We start from the raw sequence: 25,905 nt of genomic DNA, 5'->3' as shown, positions 1-25,905 counted from the left end.
CCCCCCCAGCTCCCGGTGGCCCCCGCCGCCCCCGCTCGCCCTACTCCGCCCCGTGGCACTCCCCGTACCCCCGCCCCGAGCCGCACCAGCACGCCGTGCCGCGCTGGGGTGGCCACTCCGCCGCCCTGCCTCGGGCCGCGAGCGTGGTCGCGTACTGGGGGAGGAGCGAGGTGTCGCCCGGGGAGGCGCCCTCCGAGGCGGCGAACGCCTCATAGGAGGGGACCGTGCCCGTGACGATGCCGAGGTTCGGGGTGCCGGAGGAGGACAGCTCCCGCAGCGATGCCTCTATCGTCGCGAGGTGGGTGTCGTGGGACGGGTACTCCTCGGCCAGCGGCGGGTACGCCTCCAGCAGTTCCGCCAGTTCGGTCGCCGGCCAGTGCAGGACCGCCACCGGGAAGGGCCGGGAGAGCGCCTCGCGGTACGCGCCCAGCTCCGCCCGCAGACGGGAGATCTCCGCCGCCAGCTCCACCGGGTTGTCCGAGCCCAGGGACCAGACCCGCTTGGGGTCGTGGAGTTCGTCGAGGGAGACGCCCGAGGTGGGGGAGGACTGGGTGAGGTGGACGCTGTCCGCGAGGGTGTCCCAGTCGTCGTGCGGCGCGCCCTGCATACGGCGCACCCGGTGGCGGCCGTAGAGGAGCGGGTGGGTCGGGTACGGGGGTTCGGCGCCGTCGGCCAGCAGCAGCCGTACGCCCTGCGTGAAGGTCTCCTGCGCCGCCTGGAGCTCGTCGTGGGCCTCCAGGGCCTCGGCCACGATCACCCAGGGGGCCGGGTCGCGGGGGGCCGCCGCGCGGACGCCGTCGATGATCGCCCGGGCCTCCGCCTCGTGGCCGTACTCCCACAGGTTCGCGGCCTTCAGGGCCCGCACCAGACAGGGGTCCTCCAGCGAGCCCGCCGAGGACAGCAGGCGGTCGTAGAGCGTGGACGCGGCGGGGCGGTCGCCGGAGAGTTCCAGATGGGCCGCGGCCTGGAGCAGCAGGGCTTCGGCGTCCTCGGGATACAGTCCGGCGGTCCGCTCCAGGCGTGCCGCTTCGGCGGTGTGGTCGACGTTCTCGGCAGGCGTGTCGGGGCGCATGGGTGACACCGTACTGCGGGGGCCCGGCGAGCGTGAGATACGTGCAGGCCAGGCCCTGCGCGTACAGGCGCGCGTTCCTAGATCGTCACCCCGTCCACATGCAGCGTCTGCACCGCGCCCGCCGCGAACGGCACGCTCACCGACTTCCCCGTCAGATAGGTGTCGTTGTACGCGCGGTACATGTCCCCGCCGCCCGTGACCGTGTTCCAGCGCGGGACCAGGCCGCCGGAGCCGCCGGTCACCGTGGTGAAGCGGGACAGGTCGAAGGTGAGGGTCTGCGCCGTCGTCGCGGTGTTCACGGCGACCAGCACCAGCCGGCGGGCGGTCGCGTCGTAGGCGGCGGCCGCGTAGCTCACACCCGTGTCGAGGACGGTCATTCCGGGGCGGATGTGCCGGCTGAACTGGGCCATCACGTAGTACTTCGGCTGCACGGTCGTCGGCTGGAGGGTGTTCGCGTCGTACGCGATCATCGCCCAGCCCGTCGAGGGGTCCATCACCTGCCAGTAGCACCAGGCGGTGGGGTGCAGCCAGCGGAAGTCGTAGCAGAGGTTGCGGGCCATGCTCAGGCCGGTGCCGTCGCTGTCGCCGGTCTCGGAGTTCCACAGCTTCTTGCCCGACGTCGTCACCACGTCCGTGTACAGCAGGTCCCGGCGGCCGCCCGTGCCCTGGTAGCCGTGCACGTTGACCTGCGCCACCAGCGCCTTCGTCGAGGCGCCGAAGGAGGCCCAGGTGCTGCGCGCGGTGTCGTAGTTCGTCTCGTCCGAGGCGGAGATGCGTACGCCCGTCAGGCCGCGCCTGTCCAACTCGCTGCGCATGTACGGGAGTACGGCCGCCTGTACGGCCGGGTCGAGGTGGCAGCCCTCCTGGGTGCCGGTGGCGGTCCACCAACTGGACGCCGGTTCGTTGAAGGGGTCCACGGTCGCGAAGTTCACGCCCCAGTTCGTTCGCGCGTACAGGGCGACCGCGGCCAGGTGGGAGGCGTGCTGGCGGTAGTTCCAGGTCTGGAGGTTGTTGCCGCCGCCCGCGGCGCCGGACGGGTTGTGGTTGGAACACATCCACCACATCGGGGAGTTGGCGAACAGCTCGGTCACGGCCCCGCGCTGCACCGCCTTCACCAGCATCGCCCGCTGGGCCGCGTCCGCGGTCCAGTCCCAGGCGGCGGACGCCGGGTCCTCGTTGGACCAGTCCTGCCAGTAGCCCTCGATCTGCTTGAAGGCGGGGATGTTCGGCGACTCGGCCATCGTCTCGCCGTTCACGCTGTTCCAGCTGCACGCGCCCAGGTTGTAGCGGGCGATGTTCAGGCCGAGACCGGGAAGTGAAGTGCCTTTGTAGGTAACCGACTTGGTGGTGAAGAACAGGTCGGCGAAGTCGTCGCGGGCGCCGAAGACGTTGCCCCACCAGGCCAGGGAGGTCCCCCAGCCCTCCCAGGTGCCGTACCTGGTACCGGGGTTGACGGCGATGGTCGCGTCCGCGTGCGCGGTGCCCGTGGCCAGGGCGCCGCCCAGGACCGCTCCGCCCGTCGCCGCCAGCAGAGTTCTGCGTCGGATCATGACTGCTCCACCTCCTGAGTGCCTGTCCCGTACATGCCATCAGGAGCATCGGGGGGTGGAGTGGAGCTTGTCGAGGGGCGCGACCATGATTTCTGAACCCTTTCTAAAACCTATGTACGAAGTCTCGAACGCCCGCCACGAGTCTGGTGACTTGGGGGAGTTGCGCCTATCGTTCGGGCCCCGCGCAGCACCGGGACGACGACGGTGAAGGAGGCGTACGTGATGCGCCGACCCCGGGTCGTCCGAACCCACGCCGCCTTCGCCGGGCGACCCCGCGTCGTCCGAACCCACGCCGCCTTCGCCGGGCGACCCCGCGTCGTCCGGACCCACGCCGCCTTCGCCGGCCGACCCCGCGTCGTCCGGCACGCCGACCGTCGGCGGCGGGCCCTCGGCCGCCGTCTGCTGTGGACCGGCGGCGAACTCCTCGTCACCGTCGGACTCGTCCTGCTGCTCCTCGTCGTCCACCAGCTCTGGTGGACCAACCGCGAGGCGAAGGCGGAGGCCGGGCGTGGAGTGGCCGCGCTGGAGCGGGAGTGGGGCGACGGGTCCTCGGCCGGTGAACCGACCGGCGACCCGGCGGACGAGCCGGAGCCGGTGGCGTCCGCCGTGCCGTCCCCACCCCGCGAGGGCCCGCCGCCCACACCGAAGGCCCAGGAGCCCCCGGAGGCCCGCGCCTACGCCATCCTCTCCGTCCCCGCCCTCGGCCTCCGCGTCCCCGTCGCCGAGGGCGTCAGCAGGGGCGGGGTCCTCGACCGGGGGTACGCCGGCCACTACCCGCGGACCCAGCAGCCCGGCCGGCCCGGCAACTTCGCCCTCGCCGGGCACCGCAACACCCACGGCGAGCCCTTCCGGCGGCTCGACCGGCTCGGCGAAGGCGACGAGATCGTCGTGGAGACGCAGAGCGCGGTGTACACCTACACCGTCGACCAGACCCTCGCGCGGACCTCCGCGCGGGACACCGGGGTCATCCGGCCCGTCCCCCGCAGCCTCGTCCACCCCGGGCGCGGCTACCGCGAGGCCGGCTCGTACATCACCCTCACCACCTGCACCCCCGAGTTCACCTCCCGGTACCGGCTGGTGGTGTGGGGGACGCTCACCTCGACGCGACCGCGTTGAGGTATAACGGACGAACAGGAGTCCGGAACAGGGGAGGGGGCAACGCGATGGTCACACTCGCGCGCTGGCCCGTTCTGCGGCCCGTCCTCGTCCTCCTCGCCCTCGTCCTCGACGTCCTGCTGCTGGAATCCGGCGGCCTCTTCGCGACCGTCGCCCTGGCCGCGACCGCCGCGGCCGGCACCGCGCTCACCGTCTGCACGCTGATCGCCGCCCGCTCCGCGCCCGCCGTACCGCCCACCCGGGTCCGCACGGCCATCCGCGACCGGGCCCGCCGTACCGCCTTCCTCCCGCAGCGCGACCCCGACGCCAGGGGCCGCACCCGTCCCCGGGCCCCCGGACACGCCCTCCCGGCGACCGCCGCGTAGGGCCGCACGGCTTCCACCCCTTGCCCGGCCCCGCGCGGGTCGTCATGCCGCTGTCTCCTCATCCGGCACGACGAGACCCCCGGAGGGCTCACCCATGTCCGTTTTCGCACGCCTTGTCGAGCAGCTCGCCGAGCTGCTCCAGCCGCTCTTCCACGGCTCGGCGGCCGCCGCCGCGATCGTCCTGTTCACCGCGCTCGTACGGCTGCTCGTGCATCCCCTCTCCCGCGCCGCCGCCCGCGGCCAGAAGGCCCGCACCGCCCTCCAGCCGCAGATCGCCGAACTGCGCCGCAAGCACACGAAGAACCCCGAGCGGCTCCAGCGGGCCGTGCTGGAACTGCACACCGAGCACAAGGTGTCGCCGCTCGCGGGATGCCTGCCCGGACTGCTCCAGGCGCCCGCCTTCTTCCTGCTCTACCACCTCTTCTCCAGCGCCGAGATCGGCGGTCGCGCCAATGAACTCCTCGCCCACGAGCTGTTCACCGCGCCCCTCGGCGGCCGCCTGACCGACGCGCTCGCCGTGGGCGGTGCGGCCGGGGTGGTGTACCTGGGGCTGTTCGCCCTCGTCCTCGGGGTCGCCCTGTTCAACTACCGCCGCAGCAGGGCGGCCCTGGCCGACTCCGTGCCGCTGGACACCCCGGGCGCCGGCACCGTCGCCGGGCTGATGCCGTTCGTCTCCTTCTTCACACTGGTCACCGTGGCCGTCGTCCCGCTCGCGGCCGCGCTGTACGTGGTCACCAGCTCGACCTGGAGCGCCGTGGAGCGGGCCGCGCTCTACCGCTGACCCGAGGTCCAGTACGTGAACCGGGTCTTGCGGACTGGACCTCGAGCTTGGAGGATCGGCCAAGTCCGCCGCTGGCCGCACACACCGGCGGGCGCCCCGCGATCGAGGGAGACTGTGACCATGAAGCTGCTGCGAGTCGGTACGGCGGGAGCGGAGCGGCCCGCGCTGCTCGACGCCGACGGGGTCCTGCGCGATCTGTCGGGTGTCGTGCCGGACATCGACGGCGCGCTCCTCGCCGACGACGAGGCGCTCGCACGGATCCGCGCGAGCGCCGGTGGCCTGCCGGTCCTGGACGCGACCGGGCTGCGCGTGGGACCGCCGCTGGCGCGGATCGGCAAGATCGTGTGCATCGGGCTGAACTACCACGACCACGCCCGGGAGACGGGCGCCGAGCCGCCCTCCGAGCCCGTCGTCTTCTTCAAGGCCCCGGACACCGTCGTGGGCCCGCACGACACGGTGCTCGTCCCGCGCGGCTCGGTGAAGACCGACTGGGAGGTCGAGCTGGCCGTAGTCATCGGGCGCACGGCCCGCTACGTCGAGTCGGCCGAGGCGGCGCTCGGACATGTCGCCGGGTACGCCGTGGCGCACGACGTGTCGGAGCGGGAGTTCCAGATCGAGCGCGGCGGGACCTGGGACAAGGGGAAGAACTGCGAGACGTTCAACCCGCTGGGCCCCTGGCTGGTGACCGCCGACGAGGTGCCCGACCCGCAGGCCCTGCGGCTGCGGCTGTGGGTCAACGGCGAACAGAAGCAGGACGGCACGACCGCCGAGCAGATCTTCCCGGTCGGCGAAGTCGTCCGCTACGTCAGCCAGTTCATGACCCTGTACCCGGGGGACGTCATCAACACCGGCACGCCCGCGGGCGTCGCCCTCGGGCAGCCGGAGCCGAAGCCGTTCCTGCGGGCCGGTGACGTGGTCGAGCTGGAGATCGACGGACTCGGGCGCCAGCGCCAGGAGTTCAAGGACGCCTGAGCCGAACGCCCGGCGGGCGGCGCCGGGTTCAGGAGCGGAAGGACGCCTGGACGGCCGGGGCCCGGCCCTCGTCGGCCCGGTGGCGGTGCAGAGCCGCCGCCAGGCCGATCAGTACGGTGCCGACCACGACGTGCAGCGCGCTGTTCAGCAGGGAGTCGGGCAGCGCGGTCACGAAGGCGAACGGCGGGATGACCACGGCGTACGCCCAGGCCGGCACCCTCGGCAGCACCCCGGCCCGTACCATCGCCGCCCCGAACAGGGCGCAGCCCAGGGCGAAGAGGGCCGCCGAGCCGAACAGCGCGGCCACGGTGGGACCGGTCAGGGTCTCCTCCACGACGTCCTCGTCGAAGAGGAACAGCACGAGGTTCCCGGCGTAGGCGGCCCCGCCGAACAGGCCGAGGCCGATCAGGTTCACGGTGAAGGCGACGGCCCCGAACCGGCCGGCCGCCGCGCTCTGCCGCAGATGCACCCCGACGAGCAGGGGCAGCGCGAACGCGGGGGCGAGGGCCAGCAGGAAGCTGGTCGCGGCGGTCTCGCCGGTGAACGCCTCGACCAGTCCGGGCAGCGCGATCAGCAGCCCGGACACGGCTCCGCACAGGGCGGCGGCGGGAACGGCGGGGGTGGTGCTGGACATGGGGACCTCCTCGGGCAGGGAACGGGTGACGGGCCGGGGGGCAGGAGCCACGGACGGCGGCCCCGTCGGGAACGCGCACTGCGGCCCTGTCGGGAACGCGCACTGCGGCCCTGTCGGGAACGCGCACTGCGGCCCTGTCGGGAACGCGGACGACGACCCCCGCCGGAACGGCGGACGACGCCCCGCCCCGGCAGCGGACGACGCCCCCGCCGGAACCACGGACCACCCCCGGCGCCGAAAACGTAGGCGCCGACCCGTCCCCCCGGGCAGGTGCGGAGCGTCCGCTCCCGCCGCCGGAGGTCACGGCACGGCGAGGCCGTTCGGCATGTGCCGTCCGGCACCCCCGGCCGTGCCCCGCGGCCACACTCCGCGCGCATCCGGACCGCAGCCCGCGCGGGCTGGCTAGCCTGGCCGCAGCGGGAGAAGGGGGGCGCGCATGGGTGAGTACGTGGCGGTGCGCTGGGTGGCGCCGGTGCTCTACGGCGCCGTACTGGCCGCGGGCGCGGCGGCCGTCGCACTCGGGGACGGCGAGGGCACGGCGGGCCCGGCGCCATGGCGCACGGCCGGCTTCGTCGGGGCGCTCGCCGCGCTGCTGGCCCTGGAGGCGTGCCGATGGGGCAGGCTGCCGCTGCTGGTGGCACGCGGCGCGCTGATCGCGGCCGTGGTGCTGCTCGACCCCTCCGGACTGGCCCAGGTCCTCGTCGTACTGCTGCCGTTCACCGCCTGGTTCGCCTACGGCCGCCGGGCCGCACTGGTCCTCGCCGGACTGTGCCTGGCCGCCCCGCTCGCCGCCAACTCCCTTACCGTGCCCGGCTGGTACCGCGACACCGAGCGGGTGTCGGACCTGCTGATGCTCGTCGTCGGCCTGGTGCTGGCGCTCGCCATGGCCGCGGTGGCCGTGGGCGAGCAGCGGTCCCGGCGGGCGCTGGAGGAGTACGCGGCGCGGGTGGCCGAACTGTCGGCGGAGGCCGAGCGCAACCGGCTGGCCCGGGACATCCACGACAGTCTCGGCCACCATCTCACCGCCATGTCGGTGCAGTTGGAGATGGCCGCCGAGTTCCGCTCCCTCGACCCCGACGCCGCCCGGCGGGCACTGTCCGAGGCCCGCCGCTCGGTGACGCTCGCGCTGGCCGACGTACGGCAGTCGGTGCGCACGCTGCGGGAGGGCGCGGCACGGGCCTCCCTCGCCGACGAGTTGGCCGCACTGGCCGACGGGGGCCCACCGAGGGTCGCGGTCGAGGTCAGCGGCGCGGAGGAGGGGTACGGTACGGCGGAGCTGAGCGCGCTGTTCCGGGCCGCGCAGGAGGGGGTCACCAACGCCCGCCGCCATGCCGGTGCCTCGGAGGTCGGCGTGCGGCTGACGCTGGGGGAGACGGGGGCGAGGCTGGTCGTGGCCGACGACGGGTGCGGGTTCCGGCCGGAGGCGGCACGGGCCGCGGGCACCGGCCTCGGACTGCTGGGGATGCGCGAGCGCGTCCAACTCCTCGCGGGGGACGTCGAGGTGGACAGCGCGCCCGGCGCGGGGACCCGGGTGACGGTGACGGTGCCGCGGGGAGGTGCGGGCGGATGAACGACGCGGAGGCTCCGGCCGTACGGGTGCTGGTCGTGGACGACCAGCGGCTGATCCGGGACGGGATCGCCGCACTGCTGTCCGTCCGGCCGGGCATCGAGGTCGTCGGCACGGCCGTCGACGGCCGGGACGCGGTGGACAAGACGCTACGGCTGCGGCCGGACGTCGTGCTGATGGACGTACGGATGCCCGAACTGGACGGCGTCGGGGCGGTCGCCGTCCTGCGCGCCCGCGCCCCGGAGTGCCGGGTGGTGATGCTGACGACGTTCGACGACGAGGAGTACGTCGTCCAGGCGCTGCGGGCGGGCGCCGCGGGCTATCTGCTGAAGGACCTGCCGGCGGCCGAACTCGCGCAGGCCGTCCGGCTGGCACACGCGGGCGTCACCCAGCTCGACGCCACCGTCACCCGCCACCTCACGGCCGCCGTCGGCACCCCCGAGGGACCCCCGCCCGAGCGGCCGGGCACTCCCGCCGTACCGCTCAGTCCCCGCGAGGTCGACATCCTGCGGCTGGTGGCGCGCGGGCACACCAACCGGGAGATCGGCGCCCGCCTGCACCTGAGCGAGGGCACGGTCAAGAACCACGTCTCCCGCATCCTCGGCCGCCTGGCCCTGCGCGACCGCACCCAGGCGGCACTCCGGGCCAGGGACCTCGGACTGCTCTAGGCGTCCTTGGAGAGGAACTCCTCCAGCGCCGCCACCACGAACCGGTGGTCCTCCAGCTGCGGCAGCCCGCTGACCGTGATCGCGCCGATCACGCCGACCCCCTCCACGGTGAGCGGGAACGAGCCGCCGTGGGCCGCGTAGGTGTCGGGGTCGAGGCGCGCGGACTCCTCGAAGGTCGTGCCCTTGGCCCGGGCGCGGGCGCCGACCAGGTACGACGAGGACTGGTAGCGCTCCACCACCCGGCGCTTGCGGGCGATCCAGGCGTCGTTGTCGGGCGTGGCGCCCGGCAGCGCGGCGTGGAAGAGCTGCTGCCCGGCCCGGTGGATGTCGACGGCGACCGGGGCCTGCCGCTCACGGGCCATCTCCACCAGGAGCGAGCCGAGCCGCCAGGCGTCGTCGGGGGTGAACTCCCGGAAGACCAGGCGGCGTTCCTGCGCCTGGAGCTCCTCCAGGGTCGGGGTGATCTCCGGGGTGAACTTCGGGGTGATCCCGTTGTTGTGCGTCACAGCGCCACCACCACTCCGTCGCGGGCCGAACGGCGGGCCGCCTCCAGTACGTCGAGGGCGGCGGCCGCCTCCAGGGCGGACACCGGGTTGGTGTCGCCGCTGGTGATGGCCCTGGCCACGGCCGCATAGTACGCGGGGTAGTCGCCCGGCAGGGTCGGTTCGGGGCGGCCCTCACCGGTCAGCGGGGACTCCCCGGCACCCACGCGGCCCCACAGCGACTCGGGCTCGGTGCCCCAGCCGGCGCCGGGCAGCTCGCCCTCGCGCAGCGCCGCCTCCTGGGGGTCGAGGCCGTGCTTGACGTAGCCCGCCTTGGAGCCGAGCACCCGGAAGCGGGGGCCGAGCTGCGCGGTGGTGGCGGAGACGTAGAGGTGAGAGCGGACACCGCCGGTGTGGGTGAGGGCGATGAAGGTGTCGTCGTCGGTCTCGGCGCCCGGGCGGCGGACGTTGGACTCGGCGTAGACGGAGGCGACGGGGCCGAACAGGACGAGGGCCTGGTCGACGACGTGGCTGCCGAGGTCGTAGAGGAGGCCGCCGATCTCCGCCGGGTCGCCGGACTCGCGCCAGCCGCCCTTGAGCTGGGGCCGCCAGCGCTCGAAGCGGGACTCGAACCGGTAGACGTCGCCCAGCTCGCCCGCGTCGATCAGCTTGCGCAGCGTGAGGAAGTCGTTGTCCCAGCGGCGGTTCTGGAAGACCGACAGCAGCAGTCCGCGCTCCTCGGCGAGGGCCGCGAGGTCACGGGCCTCGGTGGCGGTGCCGGCGACCGGCTTGTCCACGACCACCGGCAGACCGGCCTTCAGGGCGGCGGTGGCCAGCGGGACGTGCGTCCGGTTCGGGGAGGCGACGACGATCAGGTCGAGCTCGTCGGCGCGGGCGAAGAGCTCGTCGGCGGTCGCGGCGACCCGGACGTCCGGGTGCGCGGCGCGGGCCTGCTCCTGCCGTTCCGGGTTGGCGGTGACGACCGTGTCGAGGACCAGGCCCTCGGTGGCGGCGATCAGCGGGGCGTGGAAGACGGAGCCGGCGAGGCCGTAGCCGATCAGGCCGGTGCGGAGGGGGGTGCCAGTCATGCTCCTACTTTCGCAACGCTGTTGCGAAAGTGCAAGCGGAGGGCAGAATGGGGGGCGTGAGCGGTGTAAAGGGAATCAGTGGCGCGGCGGGGGTGAACCTCCCGGTGCTGCGCGGCCACAACGACGCGCTCGTCCTGGACCTGCTGCGGGCGGCCGGGCCGGACGGGATCAGCCGGCTGGAGGTGGCCGAGCGGATCGGCCTGACCCCGCAGGCCGTCAGCAAGATCACCGCGCGGCTGCGGGCGGACGGACTCGCGGCCGAGGCGGGCCGGCGGGCCTCCACCGGCGGCAAGCCGCGGACGGCGCTGCGCCTGGTGCCCGAGGCCGGGCACGCCGTGGGCGTGCACCTGGACCGGGACGCGCTGCGGGCGGTCCTGGTGGACCTGACCGGGACCGTGGTGGCCGAGCGGTCCGCCCCGCTGGACCTCGGCGCGGGCAAGCCGGCCGTGGTGGCGGGCGTGGTCGGCGAGGTCGAAGCGCTGGTCGCCGGCCGGCCGCTGGGCACCCTGCTCGGCGTGGGCGTCGGCCTGCCCGGACCGCTCGACCACGCCCGGGGCGTCCTGCACCGGGTCACCGGATTCCCCGACTGGGACGGCTTCCCGCTGCGCGCGGAGCTGGAGCGGGCGCTCGAAGCGCCGGTGGTGGTCGACAAGGACACCAACGCCGCCGCCCTCGGACTCGCGGCCGGCGGGGTGGGCGAGTCCTTCGCCTATCTGCACTTCGGGGCGGGACTCGGCGGCGGACTGGTGCTCGGCGGAGTCGTGCACCGCGGGACGCGCACCGGGGCGGGGGAGTTCGGGCACCAGATCCTCCAGCTCGACGGCCCCCCGTGCCACTGCGGCAACCGGGGCTGCGTGGAGGCCCTGTGCCTGGCCGCCGTGGGCCGGGGGGACTTCGAGGAGGCGGCCCGCGTGCTCGGCACCGGCGCCGCCAATCTCGTCGCGCTGCTGGACATCGACGTGGTGCTGCTGGGCGGCCGTACGGTCACGGCCCGGCCGGAGTGCTTCGTGGGCGGCGCGGCGGCCGTACTGGAGGAGCGCGGCCGGCGGACCGGCGACCAGGCCGTGCCGGTGCGGCTGGCCCCCGGCGCCGGACGGGAGGTCGCGGAGGGCGCCGCCCAGCTGCTGCTGGCACCTTTGTTCGGCAGGGGCGAGGGATAGACGCGGGGCCGCACTGGGACGCTGGGCCCGCGCTGGGACGCGGGGCCCGCACTGAGGCGTGGGGTCCGGCCCCCACGGCGGGCGCCCGGGGGACCCGTACTCCACGGCCGCGGGGCGCCCGCGGGACCCGGACCCCACGGCCGCGACGCGCCCGGCTGCTCTGATCGAGGGGACTTCTCCGGCCGTCCGGAATGGCTTCCCCGGACCACCCGCCCCCTCCGGCATGGTCATGTGTTCATGCGACCGTATGCACCCGCGTCCCTGCTCCTCGGCCTCGCGCTGCTCGGTGTACCGGGCGCCGCCGCGCACGCCGCGGGACCGGGCGGCGCCTGTACCGGCTCCGACGGCCGGTCCTTCCCGTTAAGCACCGAGATCCGCGGCGGCCCCGGCACCTACGAGGCCGGCGGCGGATACGGCACCTGGTACCTCGACCTCACCAACGAGACCGGCCTGACCTGCCGCGACGTCCACCCCGTCGTCGTCCTCGTCGACGAGCGGCGCGCCCTGGAACCCGACCAGCCGCAACTGGAGTTCTACGCCGGCGGCCGCGCCCACCCGGTCCGCTTCGAGACCACCGACGAGGACGAACTCGTCGGCGCCTTCGAGGGGTTCCCCGGATTCACCGTCGGCCCCCGCGAGACCGTCAGCGTGAAGGTCCGGCTCGCCCTGACCTCCGACACCGCGCCCAACCGCGTCACCGTCAACGCCGCCGTCGTCCAGCGCCACGACGACGACGGCGACTGGATCGGCCAGTCCGGCGACTACCGCTTCGGCATCGGCACCGAGCCCGCCGCCACGGGCCCCGCCACCTCCGCGCCCCGCCCCACCTCCCCCACGGACCCCGCCGCCACGGGCCCCGCCGCCACGGGCCCCGCCGCCACGGACCCCGCGGCCTCCGCCGGACCCACCCCGCCGCCCCTCGGCTTCGCCGCGGAACTGGCCTCCACCGGCACCTCCCGCACGACGCTCGTGGCCGGCGCCGCCGCCCTGCTCACCGCGGCCGGCGGCACACTGCTGGTCCTGCGGAGGCGCCGCTGAACCGACCGGACCCCCGGGCGCCGAGCCCCGAAGCGGACCGGCCGGGGCGAGGCGGTCCTCCCGGCCGGTCCGCTTCGGGGATCGACGGGGTCAAGGTCAGCACTTCCTGACTAGGGTGAGGGCGTCGGTACGCCGTGGTTCCGGCGCCCCAGCTCATCCCGTACGTACGCCTGGAGTCCGCACATGGCAGACCGCAAGCCCATCGAGTCGTGGCTCACCGACATGGACGGTGTCCTGATCCACGAGGGCGTTCCGATTCCCGGTGCCGACGCGTTCCTGAAGAAGCTGCGCGAATCCGGCAAGCCGTTCCTGGTGCTGACCAACAACTCCATCTACACGCCGCGCGACCTGCACGCCCGGCTGCGCCGCATGGGCCTGGACGTGCCGATCGAGGCGATCTGGACCTCGGCCCTGGCCACCGCCCAGTTCCTCGACGACCAGCGGCCCGGCGGCTCGGCGTACGTGATCGGCGAGGCCGGACTGACCACGGCCCTGCACGACATCGGCTACATCCTCACCGACCACGAGCCCGACTACGTCGTCCTCGGAGAGACCCGCACCTACTCCTTCGAGGCGATGACCAAGGCCGTCCGGCTGATCAACAACGGCGCCCGCTTCATCGCCACCAACCCCGACGAGACCGGCCCCTCCACCGAGGGCCCGCTCCCCGCCACCGGCGCCGTGGCCGCCCTGATCACCAAGGCGACCGGCAAGCTGCCCTACTTCGCGGGTAAGCCCAACCCCCTGATGATGCGCACCGGACTGAACGCGATCGGCGCCCACTCCGAGACCAGCGCCATGATCGGCGACCGGATGGACACCGACGTGCTGGCCGGCATCGAGGCCGGGATGCGGACCTACCTGGTGCTCACCGGACTGACCCGGCCCGAGCAGGTGGAGAACTTCCCCTACCGGCCCTCCCGGATCGTCGACTCCATCGCCGACCTGGTCGAACGGATCTGAAAACCCCCGCGGGCCGAACAGCACCCGGACGGAGCAGCCGGGCCCCGCTGAGGATGCGGGGCCCGTCACCCAGGAGGACGCTCCAGGTAACTGGAGGTTCACGATGGGCTCACTCAAAGTCACTCTCTGTACAGGGCTGATCGCCGCCTTCGCGGCACTCGGACCGGCCGCACAGGCGGCCGACGGCGGCGGCCTCTCCGTCAACCCCGCCTCGCCCGCCCCGGGCGGCGACGTGGCGCTGCGCATGACGGGCTGCAAGGAAAAGACGGCGAGTGCCGTCTCCGCGGCCTTCGTCAGCGACGTCAAGCTCACCGTCACCGACGGCGAGGGCACCCTCGTCGGCGAGAGCCGCATCCGGTCCTCACTGGAGATCGGCGCCTACGACATCACCGTCACCTGCGGGGACGCCCGGCACAAGATGTCGCTCCCGGTCGGCCACACCCCCTCCGCCCCCGCCTCACCGGTCGCCCCGGTGAAGGCCGGCGGCGGTGGTTCCGCCGTCGGGCTCGCCGCCGAGGAGGACCGCCCGGCCGGCGGCCCCGGCATCACGCACGCCGTGGTCGGCCTGGCCCTGGCCTCGGTCGCGGCGACCGCGGTGGCGCTCAGAAGCGCCCGCCGGAGACGCGGAGCGGCCTGACCGTGTCCGGCCACGACCGCGTCTCCTTCTCGGGGCGGGTGGTGACGGTCACCGCCTGGGCGCTGCTGCTGCTCGGGCTGTGGCTGTGGGGCCGAGAGGTCACCGGCATCACCCCCGGCGCGTCCGCGCCCACCACCGGCGACATGGCGGCGGTGGGCCGCCCGCCCGGCGGTGAACTGCCGCCCCCCGCACGCCCCCTGGGCGAGGCCCGCCCCCAGCGCCTGGACATACCCGGCATCGCCGTGCAGGCGCCCGTGGTGGCCCGCGGCCTCGACCCGGAGGGCGCCGTCGACCCGCCTCCGTTCGACCAGCCCGGCGTCGTCGGCTGGTACGCCGCCGGCGCGACACCCGGCGCCACCGGGGCCGCGCTGCTGGTGGGGCACGTCGACACCGAGACCCGGCCCGCCGTCTTCTACCGGATCAGCGCGCTGAAGCCGGGCGAGACGGTCCGGGTGATCCGCGACGACGGACGGGTCGCCGAGTTCACCGTCGACGACGTCCAGGTCCTCGACCGGGCCGGCTTCGACGCCCGCCGCGCCTACGCCGCCCGTGAACCGGGCCGCGCCGAACTGCGGCTGATCACCTGCGGCGGCACCTTCGACCGGGCCAGCAACAGCTACACGGCGAACGTCGTGGTCTCGGCCTACCTCACCGGAACGGGACTGTGACGGCCACCCGGCCCGGTCGGCGACCCGCTCCCCCTGGAGCCGCCGACCGGGCCGGTCCTCGACCGCGCGCGCCCGGACCGCGGGAGTGGTCCGGCGCCAGGCGCGGGAGGCCTGGGACGACCGTCGCGAAGGGCGGAAGGGCCGGGGGCCGTCCCGTACGACTGTAGAACGGATGTGCGCCGCGGCCCAGGGTCGACGGACCGCCCCGCGCCCGACCCCCGCGGTGTAACAGCTCACGGACAAGCGCCGGACCGATCTCGTGTGCCCCAGGACAGGTATGTCAGGATTGAGACTTGGCACGCTGCACCCGAGGGGGAGTTGGATGTACGGCAGCAGGGGGGCCCGCACGGGGGCGTCCGCGATGGCGCTGGGGGCGGCGCTGCTGATCGCGGGATGCTCGGACGGCGGAGACGGTGGGGACGGCGAGCCGGACGGCGCCGGCGCCGGTATCACCCAGCAGCCCAAGGAGGTCGACCCGTTCTGGGTCAACCCCGAGGGCAACGCGGCACAGCAGGTGGCCGCCTACGAGAAGGCCGGCAAGGACGGCGAGGCCCAGCAGATCCGCAAGATCGCCGAGCAGCCGACCGGCGAGTGGATCGGCCCGGAGAACCCGGAGGACGAGGCCCGCGGCTACACCGAGGCCGCGGACAAGGCGGGCCGTACGGCCCTGCTGGTCCTCTACAACATCCCGCACCGCGACTGCGGCCAGTACTCGCAGGGCGGCGCCGCCGACGGCAACGCCTACCGCGACTGGATCGACGGCGTGGCCCGGGGCATCGGCGACCGGGCGGCGACCGTCGTCCTCGAACCGGACGCGGTCCTGCACCTGGTGGACGGCTGCACACCGGACGAGTTCCACGAGGAGCGCTACGACCTGCTCAAGGGCGCCATCGAGAAGCTGAAGTCCCTGGAGAACACCAAGGTCTACCTGGACGCGGGCAACGCCGGCTGGGGCAGCCCCGACCAGATCTTCGAGCCGCTGCGATGGGCCGGCATCGAGCAGGCGGACGGCTTCTCGGTGAACGTGTCGAACTTCTACACCACCGAGAACTCCATCGCGTACGGCAAGGGCCTGTCGGCGAAGGTGGGCGACAAGCCCTTCGTCATCGACACCAGCCGCAACGGCAACGGCCCCTACGAGGAGGGCGACGCCGGCGAGCGCTGGTGCAACCCGCCGGGCCGGGCCCTGGGCGAGACGCCGACCACGAAGACCAAGGACCCGGCGGTGGACGCCTACGTCTGGGTCAAGCGCCCCGGCGAGTCGGACGGCGAGTGCAAGGGCGGCCCGAAGGCCGGCCAGTGGTGGCCGGAGTACGCGCTGGGCCTGGCCAAGGCCTCGAAGTAGCCCCCAGCGGAAAATCCCCGCGCCCCCTCGGAGGAGGGGGCGCGGGGATTCGTTTCTCCAGCGGCGGGCGGCGCGATCCCTAGGGGACCTGCACCCACTGTGCCTCCGAGGGCACACCCTGGTCGTCGACGACGAACAGCATGTACCAGCCGGACTGGACGAGGTTCTTGTTCTTCGGCACGGTCACCTTCACCTTGTCGCCCTCGGTGGTGAAGTCCAGCGCGATGGACCGCTGGTCCACGTCCGTGACGTGCGTGGCCGCGCTGGGCCGGATCAGCCGCACCTTCTTGATCGAGGAGGCGTGCTGCGAGGTGAACGTCCCCGACCCGCCCCGCTCGATGGTCTTCGTCCCCTCGCCCAGCGAGGGCCGCGACCCCTGGTAGAGGTAGGGCGGGGTGTAGATCTCGATGCGCTGCTCGAACTCGCCCGGCTTGGTGTTGGCCTTGTCGGCGTACAGGGAGTCGGAGCCGAAGAACATCACCCGTCCGTCGGGCAGCAGGATCGAACCGGAGTGGTAGTTCCGGCCCACCAGCGGGTCCGCGACCTGGTCGAGGGTGTTCTTCGAGGCGTCGTAGATCCGGGCCTGGAGGATGTTGGAGTCGCCGCGGCCCCGGTAGTCCTCGGAACCGCCCGAGATCAGCACGCTGTCGTCGGGCAGCACGGACGCCTGCGGGTAGCGGGTGCCCTTCTCCATCGAGGGCCCGTCCACGAACTCGGGGCTGTCCGCCTTGAGATCGATGATCCGCGTCTTCTCGCTGGACAGCTCGGACTCGCCGACGCCGCCACCACCGATGACCATGTACTTCTCGTCCTGCGCCGGAGGCAGCAGCACGGTGCCGGAGGTCTCCAGCCGGTCGGCGTCACTGAGCCCGCGCAGCTTGGTGAACTTGTTGGTGTCGACGTCCCAGACACCCGGGTCACGCCCGACGTCGTCCGGCCCGTAGCCCGCGTTGGAGCCCGAGTAGAAGATCTTCCCGTTCTGCATCAGGAACAGCGCCGGATACGTGGGGAACTGGCGGACCTTCTCCGTGTACGTCCACTTCTTGGTCTCGGGGTCGAAGACCTCGTTCTTGCCCGGCACCAACTGCCCGATGTCGTCGAGCCCGGAGACGCTGAGGATCTTGCCGTCGCTCAGCGTCGTGAGCGTCGGGTACCAGCGGGCCTCCTTCATCGGGTCGACCTTGATGTACTTCTCGGCGACCGGGTCGAACTCGAAGGCGTCCCGGATGCCCTGGAAGTCCTTCTTGTCCAGCGCGAGCTTCTGCGCGATGCCGTAGGTGTTGCGCGCGTCGGCCCCGTTCAGGCCCTGCACCCGGTAGTTGTCCTCGGTGCCGGTCTCGTACTTGCGGCCGCTCTTCTGCGCCTCGACGTAGATCCGGCCGAGGCCGGGGTCGTTGCGCAGGAACTCGCCGGTGGCCTCGTCGAAGACCTTCTTCGCGCGCGGCACCAGCACCGGGTCCTTGGAGACGAACGTCTTGCCGTTCTCCTTGCCGGTGAACTTGGTTCCCGCGGGCAGCGTGATCGGCTTGTCCGGGTTCTCGTTGTGGACGATCATCAGGCCGCCGGCCTTGGTGACATCGCCCTTGAGCTTCTCGTACCGCTTGGTGCCGCCGGCGATCAGCAGATTGCCGTTCGCCAGCTGGGTGTGGCCCGTGCAGAACAGGTCGCTCGGCGTGTCCACCTTCTTGATCGTGCCCTTGACCGGGTCCCAGATCCGGGTGTCGAACCTCTTCGCGTCGAAGTTCTCCTGGTCGTTGCCCGAACCCGCGACGAGCAGCACCTTGCCGGTGCGCAGCAGCGCCGCGTGGATGGTGTTCTGCCGGTACTCCTCCGGGAAATCGATGATCTCCCAGTGACCGTTGTCGGCTTTGTACTCCGGTCGGTTGATCTGGTACTGGTGGTATTTCTCGGTACCGAAGCGGTAGAGCCACGGACCGTTCATCCCGGCCAGCGCGAGCACCACCGCCGTGCCTATCGCGAGTCGACGGACACGGCGGCGGCCGGCCTGGTCTTTCATTCCTTACGTCCCCCAAGTCCACCAAGGGCGATCTGCATGGTCTGGTCGGTGCCGCCGCCCTGCGGGGCGGCCCAACTCGGCTTGTGCTGCGGATTGTGGTGCGGGCCGGACTGCGCGGGCAGCGGCTGCGCCTGGTACGCCGGTGCGGGCGCGCCCGACTCCGGCTCGGCCGGTGCGGCCGGCTTCTTGCGCTCCTGACGCAGCATGTGCCGCCAGGCGAAGATCGGGGTGGCGGTGATCAGCATGGCGAAGGTCGCCCAGATGACCATCGCGGGGTGCGCGTGCCCGTAGACGAAGCCCACCGCGATCGACGCGCCGAAGATGAGGATGAAGTACCAGTGGTAGCGGAAGGTCCCGAACCACCGGTCGGGGCTGGCCGAGTCGCCCTTGGGCGTCACCACGAACTTGCTCTTGCGGCGCAGCGCGGAGTCGATCAGCGCCTTGGCGTACAGCGGCGCCGACAGCGCGGACATCACCATGCCGGCGACACCGCCGGAGCCCTCGGGCTCGTGCGGCGAGACGTTGTGGCGGCGGTTCCAGACGTACAGGCCGATCTGGAGCGCGGAGGCGTTGCCGTAGAGCATCAGCCAGATGGTCGGGTCGATGTCGACACCCGAGGCGCCCAGGCCCAGGAACAGGGCGCAGCTCAGCGCCGCGAGGATCCAGTTGAGGGCGGACATCGGGTAGAAGATGATCATCATCGTGTAGTTGAAGAGCTTGCTCGGCGGGAGCGAGTACCAGCCCTTCCAGTACTGCTTGAGGATCGTCTCGTACGTCCCTCGCGACCAGCGCATCTGCTGGGTGAAGAAGTCCGTCCAGGCGCTGGGGCCCTCGCCGACGGCGAGCACGTCGGGGGTGTACACCGAGCGCCACTTCTTGCCCGTCGCCGGGTTCTTGTGGCGGTGGATCTCGAACCCGGTCGCCATGTCCTCGGTGATCGAGTCGTACAGACCGCCGATCTGCTTCAGCGCCGAGATCCGCACCGCGTTGGAGGTGCCCACGAACATCGGGGAGCCGTACTTGTTGCCGGCGCGCTGGATCAGGGCGTGGAAGAGGAACTGCTGGGACTCGGCGGCCTTGGTGACGAAGTTGTCGTAGTTGCCGTAGACCTGCGGGCCGATGACGAAGCCGACGTTCGGGTCGCGGAAGAAGCCGAGCATGCGCTCCAGGTAGTTGGGGAGCGGCACGTGGTCGGTGTCGACGGAGGCGAAGTAGTCGTAGTTGTCGCCGTGCGCGTCCAGCCAGGCGTTGTAGTTGCCGTGCTTGGTCTTGGCGCGGTGCGGGCCCTTGGGCTGGTTCCACTTGGCGATGCCCTTGCGGGAGAAGTGGTGCACGCCGAGCCGGGCGCACACCTCCTTGACCTCCGGGTCGTCGCCCTCGTCGAGCAGCCAGACGTGCAGCAGGCCCCGGTGGCGCAGCTTGACCGCCGCCTCCAGGGTCTTGGTCACCATCTCCAGCGGTTCCTTGCCGGGGACGAAGGAGGTCAGGAAGGCGACCCTCGTGCCGGTCTCGGGCACCACCGGGATCGGGTCGCGGGCGACCAGGGTGGCGTGCGCGTTGGACAGGACGTTCATGCAGCGGAAGAACTCGATCAGACCGATCGAGACGAGCATCACGACGTCGAGCGTGGGCAGGAAGTCGTAGGCCGGGTAGTCGCGCTCGGTCCAGTGCTCCGGCTGGAGCAGCCAGGCCAGCAGCACCAGCGAGAGCAGCGGCGCGGCGGCGAGCATCAGGGCGACCCGTATGCGGTGCGGCTCCTGGGAGATCAGCGAGCGGTACTGCACCCGGTACGGCTTGTTCGGATCGGGCTGCGTGAGGGGACCGGCCAGCCGGCTGTAGTGCTCGTAGTCGTATTTCGGCAGCGTCTTCTTGATCCGCCGGAATGCCCCCGTCCGATGGGTGGGCACTCTGAGTTGAGTGGTTTCGGACGGGTCGGAGTTCGGCCGGGCGCCCGTCGGCGTCGACGTCATGAGTCATCCCCCCACACGCAGGTCACCGCGTGTCTGTCGGTTCGTTCGTCTGCTTCGGTCCCCCTCGACCTTCACAGACGTATCAGTGGTGGGTCACCGTCACCACGTCTTCAGCTTCATAGACATGGAACCGCGACCTTCCGGTTGCATGATGCCCCCCTCGGCATCCGTTCGTGAACGGGGTCCCTCTCCCCGTCGAACGGCAACCGTTTTCCTCGCCCCCCAACTGCCGCGCACCGGCGACAGCTTGAAGAACCAGGGTTCTACGGTGTTCAGCATGATCGCAAGATAGGAAACGCGGTGTTTACCGGTCATACGCGTTCATTGTGGCGCCTGTGGGGGTTCCGTGTGCCGGTTGTGGAAACCCTGCCCGGATATACGGAAAGCCCCTCGCGTCCACGAGGGGCTTCCCGGTCCGTGCGTCGCCGGGGACCCGCACCGCGGCGTCGCGCGGAACTTGCCCCAAATGCGAAGGCCCCCCGCATCCGCGAAGGACCTCCACTGTCGTGCGCCGCCAGGGACTCGAACCCCGGACCCGCTGATTAAGAGTCAGCTGCTCTAACCAACTGAGCTAGCGGCGCGTGCTGACATCGAGAACTGTACCGGACCTCCGGGGGTGCTCCGGACCACCCTGCTCCCGCTCCGGGCCCGGTCAGCGGGGTGCCGTACATCATTCGGACCGTCAGCATGCGCGTCCCCGGGAGAGTTGAGAAACTGTCGAATGTGTACACACACGGACATTTCCATCCGGAATGTGAGGGGCACCGCATGGGGACTCCGGTCTTCGAGGAAATCGATCCCGCGAGCGACTGCGACTGTCCCGGATGCGTCCACTGGCGTCGGGTCCTGCCGCACTCCGCGGCGGGCCGCACGGGCGCCCACCCGGCCCACCGGACGGTGATCGTGGCGGCCGCCGCCGCGGCGCTCGGCGCCGGACACGCCGCACCGGCGCTGGCCGCCCCCCAGGCCCCGCAGCCCCCGCGGGTCCCGGCGCTGCCGAGCCCGCCCGCGGCCGAGGAGCCCGAGACGCCGCAGGGGAGCAAGGCCCCGCTGCACGGCCCCGGCGGGGTGCCGGCCGAGCCCGCCAAGGCGCCGAGCACCACCCGGGCGGAGATCATCAACCGGGCCAAGCTGTGGGTGGCGGCGAAGGTGCCGTACAGCATGTCGCGGTACTGGACGGACGGGTACCGGCAGGACTGCTCGGGGTTCGTCTCGATGGCCTGGAACCTGCCCGGCAACGAGTGGACCGGCTCGCTCGGCCAGTACGGCGTGCGCATCCCCAAGGAGGACCTCCAGCCCGGCGACATCCTGCTCTTCCACAACCCCGCGGACCCCGAGAAGGGGTCGCACGTCGTGATCTTCGGCGGCTGGACCGACTACACCCACACCTACTACGTCGCCTACGAGCAGACCCGCCCCACCGCCCGCAAGCAGTCCACCCCGTACACCTACTGGAGCTACTCCGACCGCTACGTCCCCTACCGGTACAAGGGACTCGCGGGCGGCGCGGCGGGCAGCACCCCGGACACCCCGGACACCGAGGAGCCCGCCGAGCCGGACTCGAAGGCCTTCCCGGGCCTGGCGTACTTCGGGGCGGGGGCCAACAACAAGCACGTGACCCGGCTCGGGCAGATGCTGGTCGAGCGCGGGGCGGCCCGCTTCTACTCCTCGGGGCCCGGCCCGCGCTGGTCGGAGTCGGACCGGAGGGCCACCCAGGCGTTCCAGCGGGCCCAGGGCTGGCGGGGGCAGGAAGCGGACGGGCTGCCGGGGCCGCACACCTGGACGCTGCTGGTCACCGGCAAGGGCAAGGACATCACCGCGGGCGCGGCCGGACCGTCCGCGCCGCCCTCCTCGCACGGGGTGCCCGGCTACCCGGGGCGGTCGGCCTTCCGGCCCGGCGCGAACAACGCCTCGGTGACGCTGCTCGGCGGGCAGCTCATGAAGAAAGGATTCGGCAAGTACTACACGACCGGTCCCGGGCCGCGCTGGAGCGAGGCGGACCGCCGCAACGTCGAGGCCTTCCAGCGCGCCCAGGGGTGGCGGGGCGGCGCGGCGGACGGCTACCCGGGTCCGGAGACCTGGCGGCGGCTCTTCTCCTGAGCCGTACGCGATCCCCCTGTTGTGACGCATCTGGCGCGGAGGCTGGAGGCACCCATGACCACGACCGCTTCACCGACACCGGAGTCCCGGGGACCGGCACGCCCGGCCCGGCTGATCCAGAACGAGGTGACCACCGAGATCCCCGTCCACCTGCTCTTCCGTGACGAACCCGACCCGGTCTCCGTCCCCCTGAAGCCCGCGGTCGTCAGCCGCCGGCAGGGGACGGGGGAGCAGCCGCGGCTGCGCCGCCCGGCCGGGCCCGCGCGGGTGGTCCCCGAGGTGGACCCCGACCTCGCCGAGCGGCCCGCGCGGGTGCTGCCCGGCTCGGCGGGCGTGCTCGCCGGGAGCTGCGGCCTGGCCGGCTGCGCGGTCACCTCCTGGTGGGCGGGCGCGCTCCCGCCGCTCGCCCTGGAGGCGCTCCGGCTGCCCGCGTACGCCGGGGCCGGCCTCGGCCCCGCGCAGTGGGCCGCCTACGCCGGGGCCGGCGCCCTCGGCCTGGTCGGCTTCGGCGGGCTCGCCCGGGGCCGGACCGGACGGGCCTGGGTGCTGGGCCTGTTCGGCCGGTACCGCGGGACCGTCCGGCGCACCGGACTGATGTGGGTCAACCCGCTGCTGCTGCGCCGCCGGGTGGACGTACGGCTGCGGCACTGGCGCAGCGAGCCGATGCCCGCCGCCGACGCCGCCGGGGTGGCGCTGCGGGTGGTGGTGCTCGCGGTGTGGCGGGTGCGGGACACCGCCCGGGCGACCCTGGGCGTCGAGGACCACGAGGCGTATCTGCGCGAGTGCGTGGAGGCGGCGCTGGCCCGGGTGCCGGTGGAGGCGCCGGGGTCGGGGCGCGGCGGTGTCGAGGCGGCGGGGGAGGCGCTGACCCGGCTGGTCGCCGCCGAGGCCGCCGCCATCGGCGTCGAGGTGTTCTCGGTGCAGCCGGTCCGGGTGGAGTACGCGCCCGAGGTCGCCGCCGCCATGCACCGGCGCCGGATCGCCGCGCTGGACGCCCAGCACCGGGCCTCGGTGCTCACCTCGGTGGTGGACTCGGTGGAGGACACCGTCACCCGGCTGACCGTGCGGGGCCTCGTCGAACTCGACGACTACGAGCGCAAGGCGCTGGTGAAGGACCTGACGGTGGCGTTCTGCTCGGGGCGCGGGGAATCGGGTACGTGATTGGTATGGACATGTTCAACTAACGCCCATACGCTCGAACTTGGTCTAGACCTACTCTGCACGGCTCACGGAACATCCCCCACGTACCAGGAGCGGCAGTATGCGCAGAAAGACCAAGTTGTCTGCTGCCATGGTCGGCCTCGCCACCACCGGAGCCCTCGTGCTCTCGTCCGGCGGGGCCAGCGGCCACGGCTACACCGATCTCCCCATCAGCAGGCAGAAGCTCTGTCAGAACGGCACCGTGACCAACTGCGGCAACATCCAGTGGGAGCCGCAGAGCGTCGAGGGGCCCAAGGGCTTCCCGGGCTCCGGCCCGGCCGACGGGCAGATATGCAACGCGGGGCTGGGGCAGTTCAGCCAGCTCAGCGCCCCGCGCACACCGTCGGGCGCCGCCTGGCCGGCGACGCGGGTGACGGGCGGTCAGAGCTACACGTTCCGCTGGCAGTTCACCGCCATGCACGCCACGACCGACTTCAAGTACTACATCACCAAGCCGGGCTGGAACCAGAACCACAACCTGGCCCGGTCCGACCTCAACCTCACCCCGTTCCTGACGGTGCCGTACAACGGTCAGCGGCCGCCGTCCACCCTCTCGCACAGTGGCACGGTGCCGTCCGGGCTCAGCGGACGGCATGTGATCGTGGCGGTGTGGACCGTCGCCGACACCACCAACGCGTTCTACGCCTGCTCGGACGTCACGTTCTGAGCACCCCCCGCGGGTGGGTTCCCCGTACACCGGCCCGACCGGCCGGTGTACGGGGAACCGGCATGGCCATCTGACGATCCGTCAACTACTGTGCGCGGCCATGGAGTCCACGAGCTTCGCCGAACTCGTAGCCGCGCGCTGGGACGACCACCGACCGGGGCTGTGGTGCGCGGACGGCACGCTGACCCAGCACGAGACGGCCGCCGGCTGCGCCGCCCGCGCGGCCCTGCTCTCCGACCTGCTGCCGCCCGGCACCGAGCCCCACCTCGGCGTGCTGCTCGACAACACCCCGGAGTACCCGCTCTGGCTCGGCGCCGCCGCCCTCGCCCGCGCGGCCGTCGCCGGGATCAACCCCACCCGCAGAGGCCCGGAACTGGCCCGGGACATCCTGCACACCGAGTGCCGCGTCCTGGTCACCGAACCGGCCCATCTGCCGCTGCTGACGGGCCTGGACCTGCCCGGGGTACGCGTCCTGGTCACCGGCTCCGACGAGTACGCGGACCTCCTCGCGCCGTACGCGGACGCCCGCCCCGACCCCTCCCGCGCCACCCCGCGCGACCGGCTGCTCCTCTACTTCACCTCCGGCTCCACCGGCGCCCCCAAGGCCGCGATCTGCACCCAGGGCCGGCTGGCCGCCGCCGGACGGGCCCTCGCCCTGCGGTTCGGCACCGGGCCCGACGACGTCCACTACCTCTGCATGCCGATGTTCCACGGCAACGCCGTGATCGCCGGCTGGGCCCCCGCGCTCGCGGCCGGGGCGGGCGTCGCCCTGCGGCGCCGGTTCTCGGCCTCCGGGTTCCTGCCGGACGTACGGGCCTGCGGAGCGACGTACTTCACCTACGTGGGCCGGGCGGTCCAGTACCTGCTGGCCACCGAGGCCCGGCCGGACGACCGGGACCACCCGCTGCGGCTCGGCTTCGGCACCGAGGCGGGGACGGCGGACGCGGCGGCCTTCGAGCGCCGGTTCGGGGTGCGGCTGGTGGAGGGGTACGGGTCCTCGGAGGGCGGCGCGGCCGTCCAGTGGTCGCCCGGGACACCGGCCGGGGCGGTGGGGCGGGCGACGCCCCAGCTCGTCGTACTGGACCCCGAGTCGGGGCGGGAGCGGGCGGCGGCGCGCTTCGACGCGGGCGGGCGGCTGCTGAACGGTGACGAGGCGATCGGGGAGCTGGTGAACCGGGGGCCGAACCCGTTCGAGGGGTACTGGCGCAATCCGGAGGCGGAGGCCGAGCGGCGGCGGGACGGTGCGTACTGGACCGGGGACCTGTTCTGCCGGGACGCCGACGGCTACCTCTACTTCGCCGGGCGGGCCGACGACCGGCTGCGGGTCGACGGGGAGAACCTGGCCGCCGCGATGATCGAGAACATCCTCGCCCGGTACGAGGGCGCCCGCGCCGTCGCCGTGTACGCGGTGCCGGACCCGGTGACCGGCGACCAGGTGATGGCGGCCCTCGCCGGCGACTTCGACCCGCTGACGTTCACCGCCTTCCTGCGGTCCCAGCCGGACCTGGGCACCAAGATGGCCCCCCGCTTCATCCGCCTGACCCCCCGAATGCCGGTCACCGCCACCAACAAGATCCACCGAGCCCTGCTGAGACGAGAGGGAGTGCACTGCCCGGACCCGGTCTGGTGGCACCCGCCGGGCGAACCGGGCTACCGCCGCCTGACGCGAGAGGAGGCGGAAGGGCCTCTCGTCACGACGAGAGGCCCTTCATCTGTGCACCGCCAGGGACTCGAACCCCGGACCCGCTGATGCTGCATTTCCCGGGGGCCAACCCCCGGACCCCCGGCAGGTCTCGCGGTGCTGCACGGGCTCGGTGTGAAACGCGAAGGCCCTCCGCTTGCACG

General features: G+C 72.7%; 23 protein-coding genes and 1 tRNA gene. 16 read left to right on the top strand and 8 right to left on the bottom strand.

Translation table 11 applies throughout. From position 1 onward, the window contains the following. Positions 1-40: 40 nt before the first annotated feature. Complete coding sequence (locus ABT296_RS08310) at positions 41-1,072, bottom strand: SEC-C metal-binding domain-containing protein (protein ID WP_351924568.1); 1,032 nt, start codon at positions 1,070-1,072, stop codon at positions 41-43. Positions 1,073-1,149: 77 nt separating this feature from the next. After that, positions 1,150-2,622 (bottom strand): glycoside hydrolase, encoded by a 1,473-nt coding sequence (locus ABT296_RS08305; protein ID WP_351924566.1) that lies wholly within the window; start codon positions 2,620-2,622, stop codon positions 1,150-1,152. Between the two features lie 222 nt (positions 2,623-2,844). Between ABT296_RS08305 and ABT296_RS08300 the strand changes: the two genes are divergently transcribed. The 4 genes from ABT296_RS08300 to ABT296_RS08285 all read left to right on the top strand — a co-directional run bounded on the left by ABT296_RS08300 (position 2,845) and on the right by ABT296_RS08285 (position 5,856). Further along, on the top strand, positions 2,845-3,738 hold the full coding sequence (locus ABT296_RS08300) for a class E sortase (protein WP_351924564.1): 894 nt from the start codon (positions 2,845-2,847) through the stop codon (positions 3,736-3,738). Between the two features lie 47 nt (positions 3,739-3,785). Beyond that, positions 3,786-4,103, top strand: coding sequence for a DUF6412 domain-containing protein (locus ABT296_RS08295; RefSeq protein WP_351924562.1), 318 nt, complete (start codon positions 3,786-3,788; stop codon positions 4,101-4,103). Between the two features lie 94 nt (positions 4,104-4,197). Then, on the top strand, positions 4,198-4,884 hold the full coding sequence (locus tag ABT296_RS08290) for a YidC/Oxa1 family membrane protein insertase (RefSeq protein ID WP_351924560.1): 687 nt from the start codon (positions 4,198-4,200) through the stop codon (positions 4,882-4,884). A gap of 120 nt (positions 4,885-5,004) precedes the next feature. Continuing rightward, positions 5,005-5,856 (top strand): fumarylacetoacetate hydrolase family protein, encoded by an 852-nt coding sequence (locus tag ABT296_RS08285; RefSeq protein ID WP_351924558.1) that lies wholly within the window; start codon positions 5,005-5,007, stop codon positions 5,854-5,856. Between the two features lie 28 nt (positions 5,857-5,884). On the opposite strand, the gene ABT296_RS08280 is transcribed toward ABT296_RS08285, so the two are convergent. Then, positions 5,885-6,490 carry a hypothetical protein gene (locus ABT296_RS08280; protein ID WP_351924556.1) on the bottom strand — a complete coding sequence of 202 codons (606 nt, stop codon included), beginning with the start codon at positions 6,488-6,490 and terminating at the stop codon, positions 5,885-5,887. A 436-nt stretch (positions 6,491-6,926) separates the two neighbouring features. Between ABT296_RS08280 and ABT296_RS08275 the strand changes: the two genes are divergently transcribed. Then, positions 6,927-8,060, top strand: coding sequence for a sensor histidine kinase (locus ABT296_RS08275; RefSeq protein WP_351924554.1), 1,134 nt, complete (start codon positions 6,927-6,929; stop codon positions 8,058-8,060). Continuing rightward, entirely contained in the window at positions 8,057-8,725 is a 669-nt protein-coding gene (locus ABT296_RS08270; protein ID WP_351924552.1) for a response regulator, read from the top strand. Before ABT296_RS08275 ends, ABT296_RS08270 begins: the two co-directional genes overlap by 4 nt. Here ABT296_RS08270 and ABT296_RS08265 read toward each other — a convergent pair. Further along, positions 8,722-9,231, bottom strand: coding sequence for a heme-degrading domain-containing protein (locus ABT296_RS08265; protein WP_351924550.1), 510 nt, complete (start codon positions 9,229-9,231; stop codon positions 8,722-8,724). The genes ABT296_RS08270 and ABT296_RS08265 overlap by 4 nt on opposite strands. Next, positions 9,228-10,295 (bottom strand): Gfo/Idh/MocA family protein, encoded by a 1,068-nt coding sequence (locus tag ABT296_RS08260; RefSeq protein ID WP_351924548.1) that lies wholly within the window; start codon positions 10,293-10,295, stop codon positions 9,228-9,230. Before ABT296_RS08260 ends, ABT296_RS08265 begins: the two co-directional genes overlap by 4 nt. A 47-nt stretch (positions 10,296-10,342) precedes the next feature. On the opposite strand from ABT296_RS08260, the gene ABT296_RS08255 reads away from it, so the two are divergent. From ABT296_RS08255 to ABT296_RS08230, 6 genes are all read left to right on the top strand, one after another. Next, positions 10,343-11,455, top strand: coding sequence for an ROK family transcriptional regulator (locus tag ABT296_RS08255; RefSeq protein WP_351924546.1), 1,113 nt, complete (start codon positions 10,343-10,345; stop codon positions 11,453-11,455). A gap of 237 nt (positions 11,456-11,692) precedes the next feature. After that, positions 11,693-12,493 (top strand): LAVTG motif-containing sortase-dependent surface protein, encoded by an 801-nt coding sequence (locus ABT296_RS08250; RefSeq protein ID WP_351924544.1) that lies wholly within the window; start codon positions 11,693-11,695, stop codon positions 12,491-12,493. 183 nt (positions 12,494-12,676) lie between these two features. Then, positions 12,677-13,456 (top strand): HAD-IIA family hydrolase, encoded by a 780-nt coding sequence (locus tag ABT296_RS08245; RefSeq protein WP_351924543.1) that lies wholly within the window; start codon positions 12,677-12,679, stop codon positions 13,454-13,456. A gap of 103 nt (positions 13,457-13,559) precedes the next feature. Further along, on the top strand, positions 13,560-14,093 hold the full coding sequence (locus ABT296_RS08240; protein WP_351924542.1) for a hypothetical protein: 534 nt from the start codon (positions 13,560-13,562) through the stop codon (positions 14,091-14,093). 2 nt (positions 14,094-14,095) lie between these two features. After that, complete coding sequence (locus ABT296_RS08235; RefSeq protein ID WP_351924540.1) at positions 14,096-14,761, top strand: class F sortase; 666 nt, start codon at positions 14,096-14,098, stop codon at positions 14,759-14,761. 322 nt (positions 14,762-15,083) lie between these two features. After that, positions 15,084-16,106 (top strand): glycoside hydrolase family 6 protein, encoded by a 1,023-nt coding sequence (locus ABT296_RS08230; protein ID WP_351924538.1) that lies wholly within the window; start codon positions 15,084-15,086, stop codon positions 16,104-16,106. A 79-nt stretch (positions 16,107-16,185) separates the two neighbouring features. Here the strand turns inward: ABT296_RS08230 and glxA are convergent, their stop codons facing one another. The 3 genes from glxA to ABT296_RS08215 form a co-directional block, all read right to left on the bottom strand. Next, on the bottom strand, positions 16,186-18,123 hold the full coding sequence (gene glxA, locus ABT296_RS08225) for a radical copper oxidase GlxA (protein ID WP_351924536.1): 1,938 nt from the start codon (positions 18,121-18,123) through the stop codon (positions 16,186-16,188). Beyond that, positions 18,120-20,093 carry a glycosyltransferase family 2 protein gene (locus ABT296_RS08220; RefSeq protein ID WP_351924534.1) on the bottom strand — a complete coding sequence of 658 codons (1,974 nt, stop codon included), beginning with the start codon at positions 20,091-20,093 and terminating at the stop codon, positions 18,120-18,122. The genes glxA and ABT296_RS08220 overlap by 4 nt, the downstream gene beginning before the upstream one ends. 507 nt (positions 20,094-20,600) lie before the next feature. Then, positions 20,601-20,674, bottom strand: a tRNA-Lys gene (locus ABT296_RS08215). Positions 20,675-20,861: 187 nt separating this feature from the next. Between ABT296_RS08215 and ABT296_RS08210 the strand changes: the two genes are divergently transcribed. The 4 genes from ABT296_RS08210 to ABT296_RS08195 all read left to right on the top strand — a co-directional run bounded on the left by ABT296_RS08210 (position 20,862) and on the right by ABT296_RS08195 (position 25,810). Continuing rightward, the gene (locus ABT296_RS08210; protein ID WP_351924532.1) at positions 20,862-22,193 is read left to right on the top strand and encodes a peptidoglycan-binding protein; all 1,332 of its coding nucleotides are present in this window, start codon (positions 20,862-20,864) and stop codon (positions 22,191-22,193) included. 54 nt (positions 22,194-22,247) lie between these two features. Further along, complete coding sequence (locus ABT296_RS08205) at positions 22,248-23,354, top strand: SPFH domain-containing protein (RefSeq protein ID WP_351924530.1); 1,107 nt, start codon at positions 22,248-22,250, stop codon at positions 23,352-23,354. Positions 23,355-23,454: 100 nt separating this feature from the next. Continuing rightward, complete coding sequence (locus ABT296_RS08200; RefSeq protein WP_351924528.1) at positions 23,455-24,060, top strand: lytic polysaccharide monooxygenase auxiliary activity family 9 protein; 606 nt, start codon at positions 23,455-23,457, stop codon at positions 24,058-24,060. A gap of 100 nt (positions 24,061-24,160) precedes the next feature. Then, on the top strand, positions 24,161-25,810 hold the full coding sequence (locus tag ABT296_RS08195; RefSeq protein WP_351924526.1) for an AMP-binding protein: 1,650 nt from the start codon (positions 24,161-24,163) through the stop codon (positions 25,808-25,810). Positions 25,811-25,905: the final 95 nt, after the last annotated feature.

The sequence above is a fragment of the Streptomyces sp. NPDC000983 genome (assembly GCF_040299205.1).
In the GTDB taxonomy this organism is placed as follows: domain Bacteria; phylum Actinomycetota; class Actinomycetes; order Streptomycetales; family Streptomycetaceae; genus Streptomyces.
This window is presented reverse-complemented; position numbering and strand designations above follow the sequence as displayed.

Coding starts and splice junctions, on each gene's coding strand:
- ABT296_RS08275 (WP_351924554.1), top strand. CDS start 6,927: ATGGGTGAGTACGTGGCGGTGCGCTGGGTGGCGCCGGTGCTCTACGGC.
- ABT296_RS08220 (WP_351924534.1), bottom strand. CDS start 20,093: ATGACGTCGACGCCGACGGGCGCCCGGCCGAACTCCGACCCGTCCGAA.
- ABT296_RS08310 (WP_351924568.1), bottom strand. CDS start 1,072: ATGCGCCCCGACACGCCTGCCGAGAACGTCGACCACACCGCCGAAGCG.
- ABT296_RS08280 (WP_351924556.1), bottom strand. CDS start 6,490: ATGTCCAGCACCACCCCCGCCGTTCCCGCCGCCGCCCTGTGCGGAGCC.
- ABT296_RS08285 (WP_351924558.1), top strand. CDS start 5,005: ATGAAGCTGCTGCGAGTCGGTACGGCGGGAGCGGAGCGGCCCGCGCTG.
- ABT296_RS08230 (WP_351924538.1), top strand. CDS start 15,084: ATGTACGGCAGCAGGGGGGCCCGCACGGGGGCGTCCGCGATGGCGCTG.
- ABT296_RS08210 (WP_351924532.1), top strand. CDS start 20,862: ATGGGGACTCCGGTCTTCGAGGAAATCGATCCCGCGAGCGACTGCGAC.
- ABT296_RS08295 (WP_351924562.1), top strand. CDS start 3,786: ATGGTCACACTCGCGCGCTGGCCCGTTCTGCGGCCCGTCCTCGTCCTC.
- ABT296_RS08255 (WP_351924546.1), top strand. CDS start 10,343: ATGGGGGGCGTGAGCGGTGTAAAGGGAATCAGTGGCGCGGCGGGGGTG.
- ABT296_RS08300 (WP_351924564.1), top strand. CDS start 2,845: ATGCGCCGACCCCGGGTCGTCCGAACCCACGCCGCCTTCGCCGGGCGA.
- glxA (WP_351924536.1), bottom strand. CDS start 18,123: ATGAAAGACCAGGCCGGCCGCCGCCGTGTCCGTCGACTCGCGATAGGC.
- ABT296_RS08305 (WP_351924566.1), bottom strand. CDS start 2,622: ATGATCCGACGCAGAACTCTGCTGGCGGCGACGGGCGGAGCGGTCCTG.
- ABT296_RS08260 (WP_351924548.1), bottom strand. CDS start 10,295: ATGACTGGCACCCCCCTCCGCACCGGCCTGATCGGCTACGGCCTCGCC.
- ABT296_RS08270 (WP_351924552.1), top strand. CDS start 8,057: ATGAACGACGCGGAGGCTCCGGCCGTACGGGTGCTGGTCGTGGACGAC.
- ABT296_RS08240 (WP_351924542.1), top strand. CDS start 13,560: ATGGGCTCACTCAAAGTCACTCTCTGTACAGGGCTGATCGCCGCCTTC.
- ABT296_RS08195 (WP_351924526.1), top strand. CDS start 24,161: ATGGAGTCCACGAGCTTCGCCGAACTCGTAGCCGCGCGCTGGGACGAC.
- ABT296_RS08200 (WP_351924528.1), top strand. CDS start 23,455: ATGCGCAGAAAGACCAAGTTGTCTGCTGCCATGGTCGGCCTCGCCACC.
- ABT296_RS08290 (WP_351924560.1), top strand. CDS start 4,198: ATGTCCGTTTTCGCACGCCTTGTCGAGCAGCTCGCCGAGCTGCTCCAG.
- ABT296_RS08205 (WP_351924530.1), top strand. CDS start 22,248: ATGACCACGACCGCTTCACCGACACCGGAGTCCCGGGGACCGGCACGC.
- ABT296_RS08250 (WP_351924544.1), top strand. CDS start 11,693: ATGCGACCGTATGCACCCGCGTCCCTGCTCCTCGGCCTCGCGCTGCTC.
- ABT296_RS08245 (WP_351924543.1), top strand. CDS start 12,677: ATGGCAGACCGCAAGCCCATCGAGTCGTGGCTCACCGACATGGACGGT.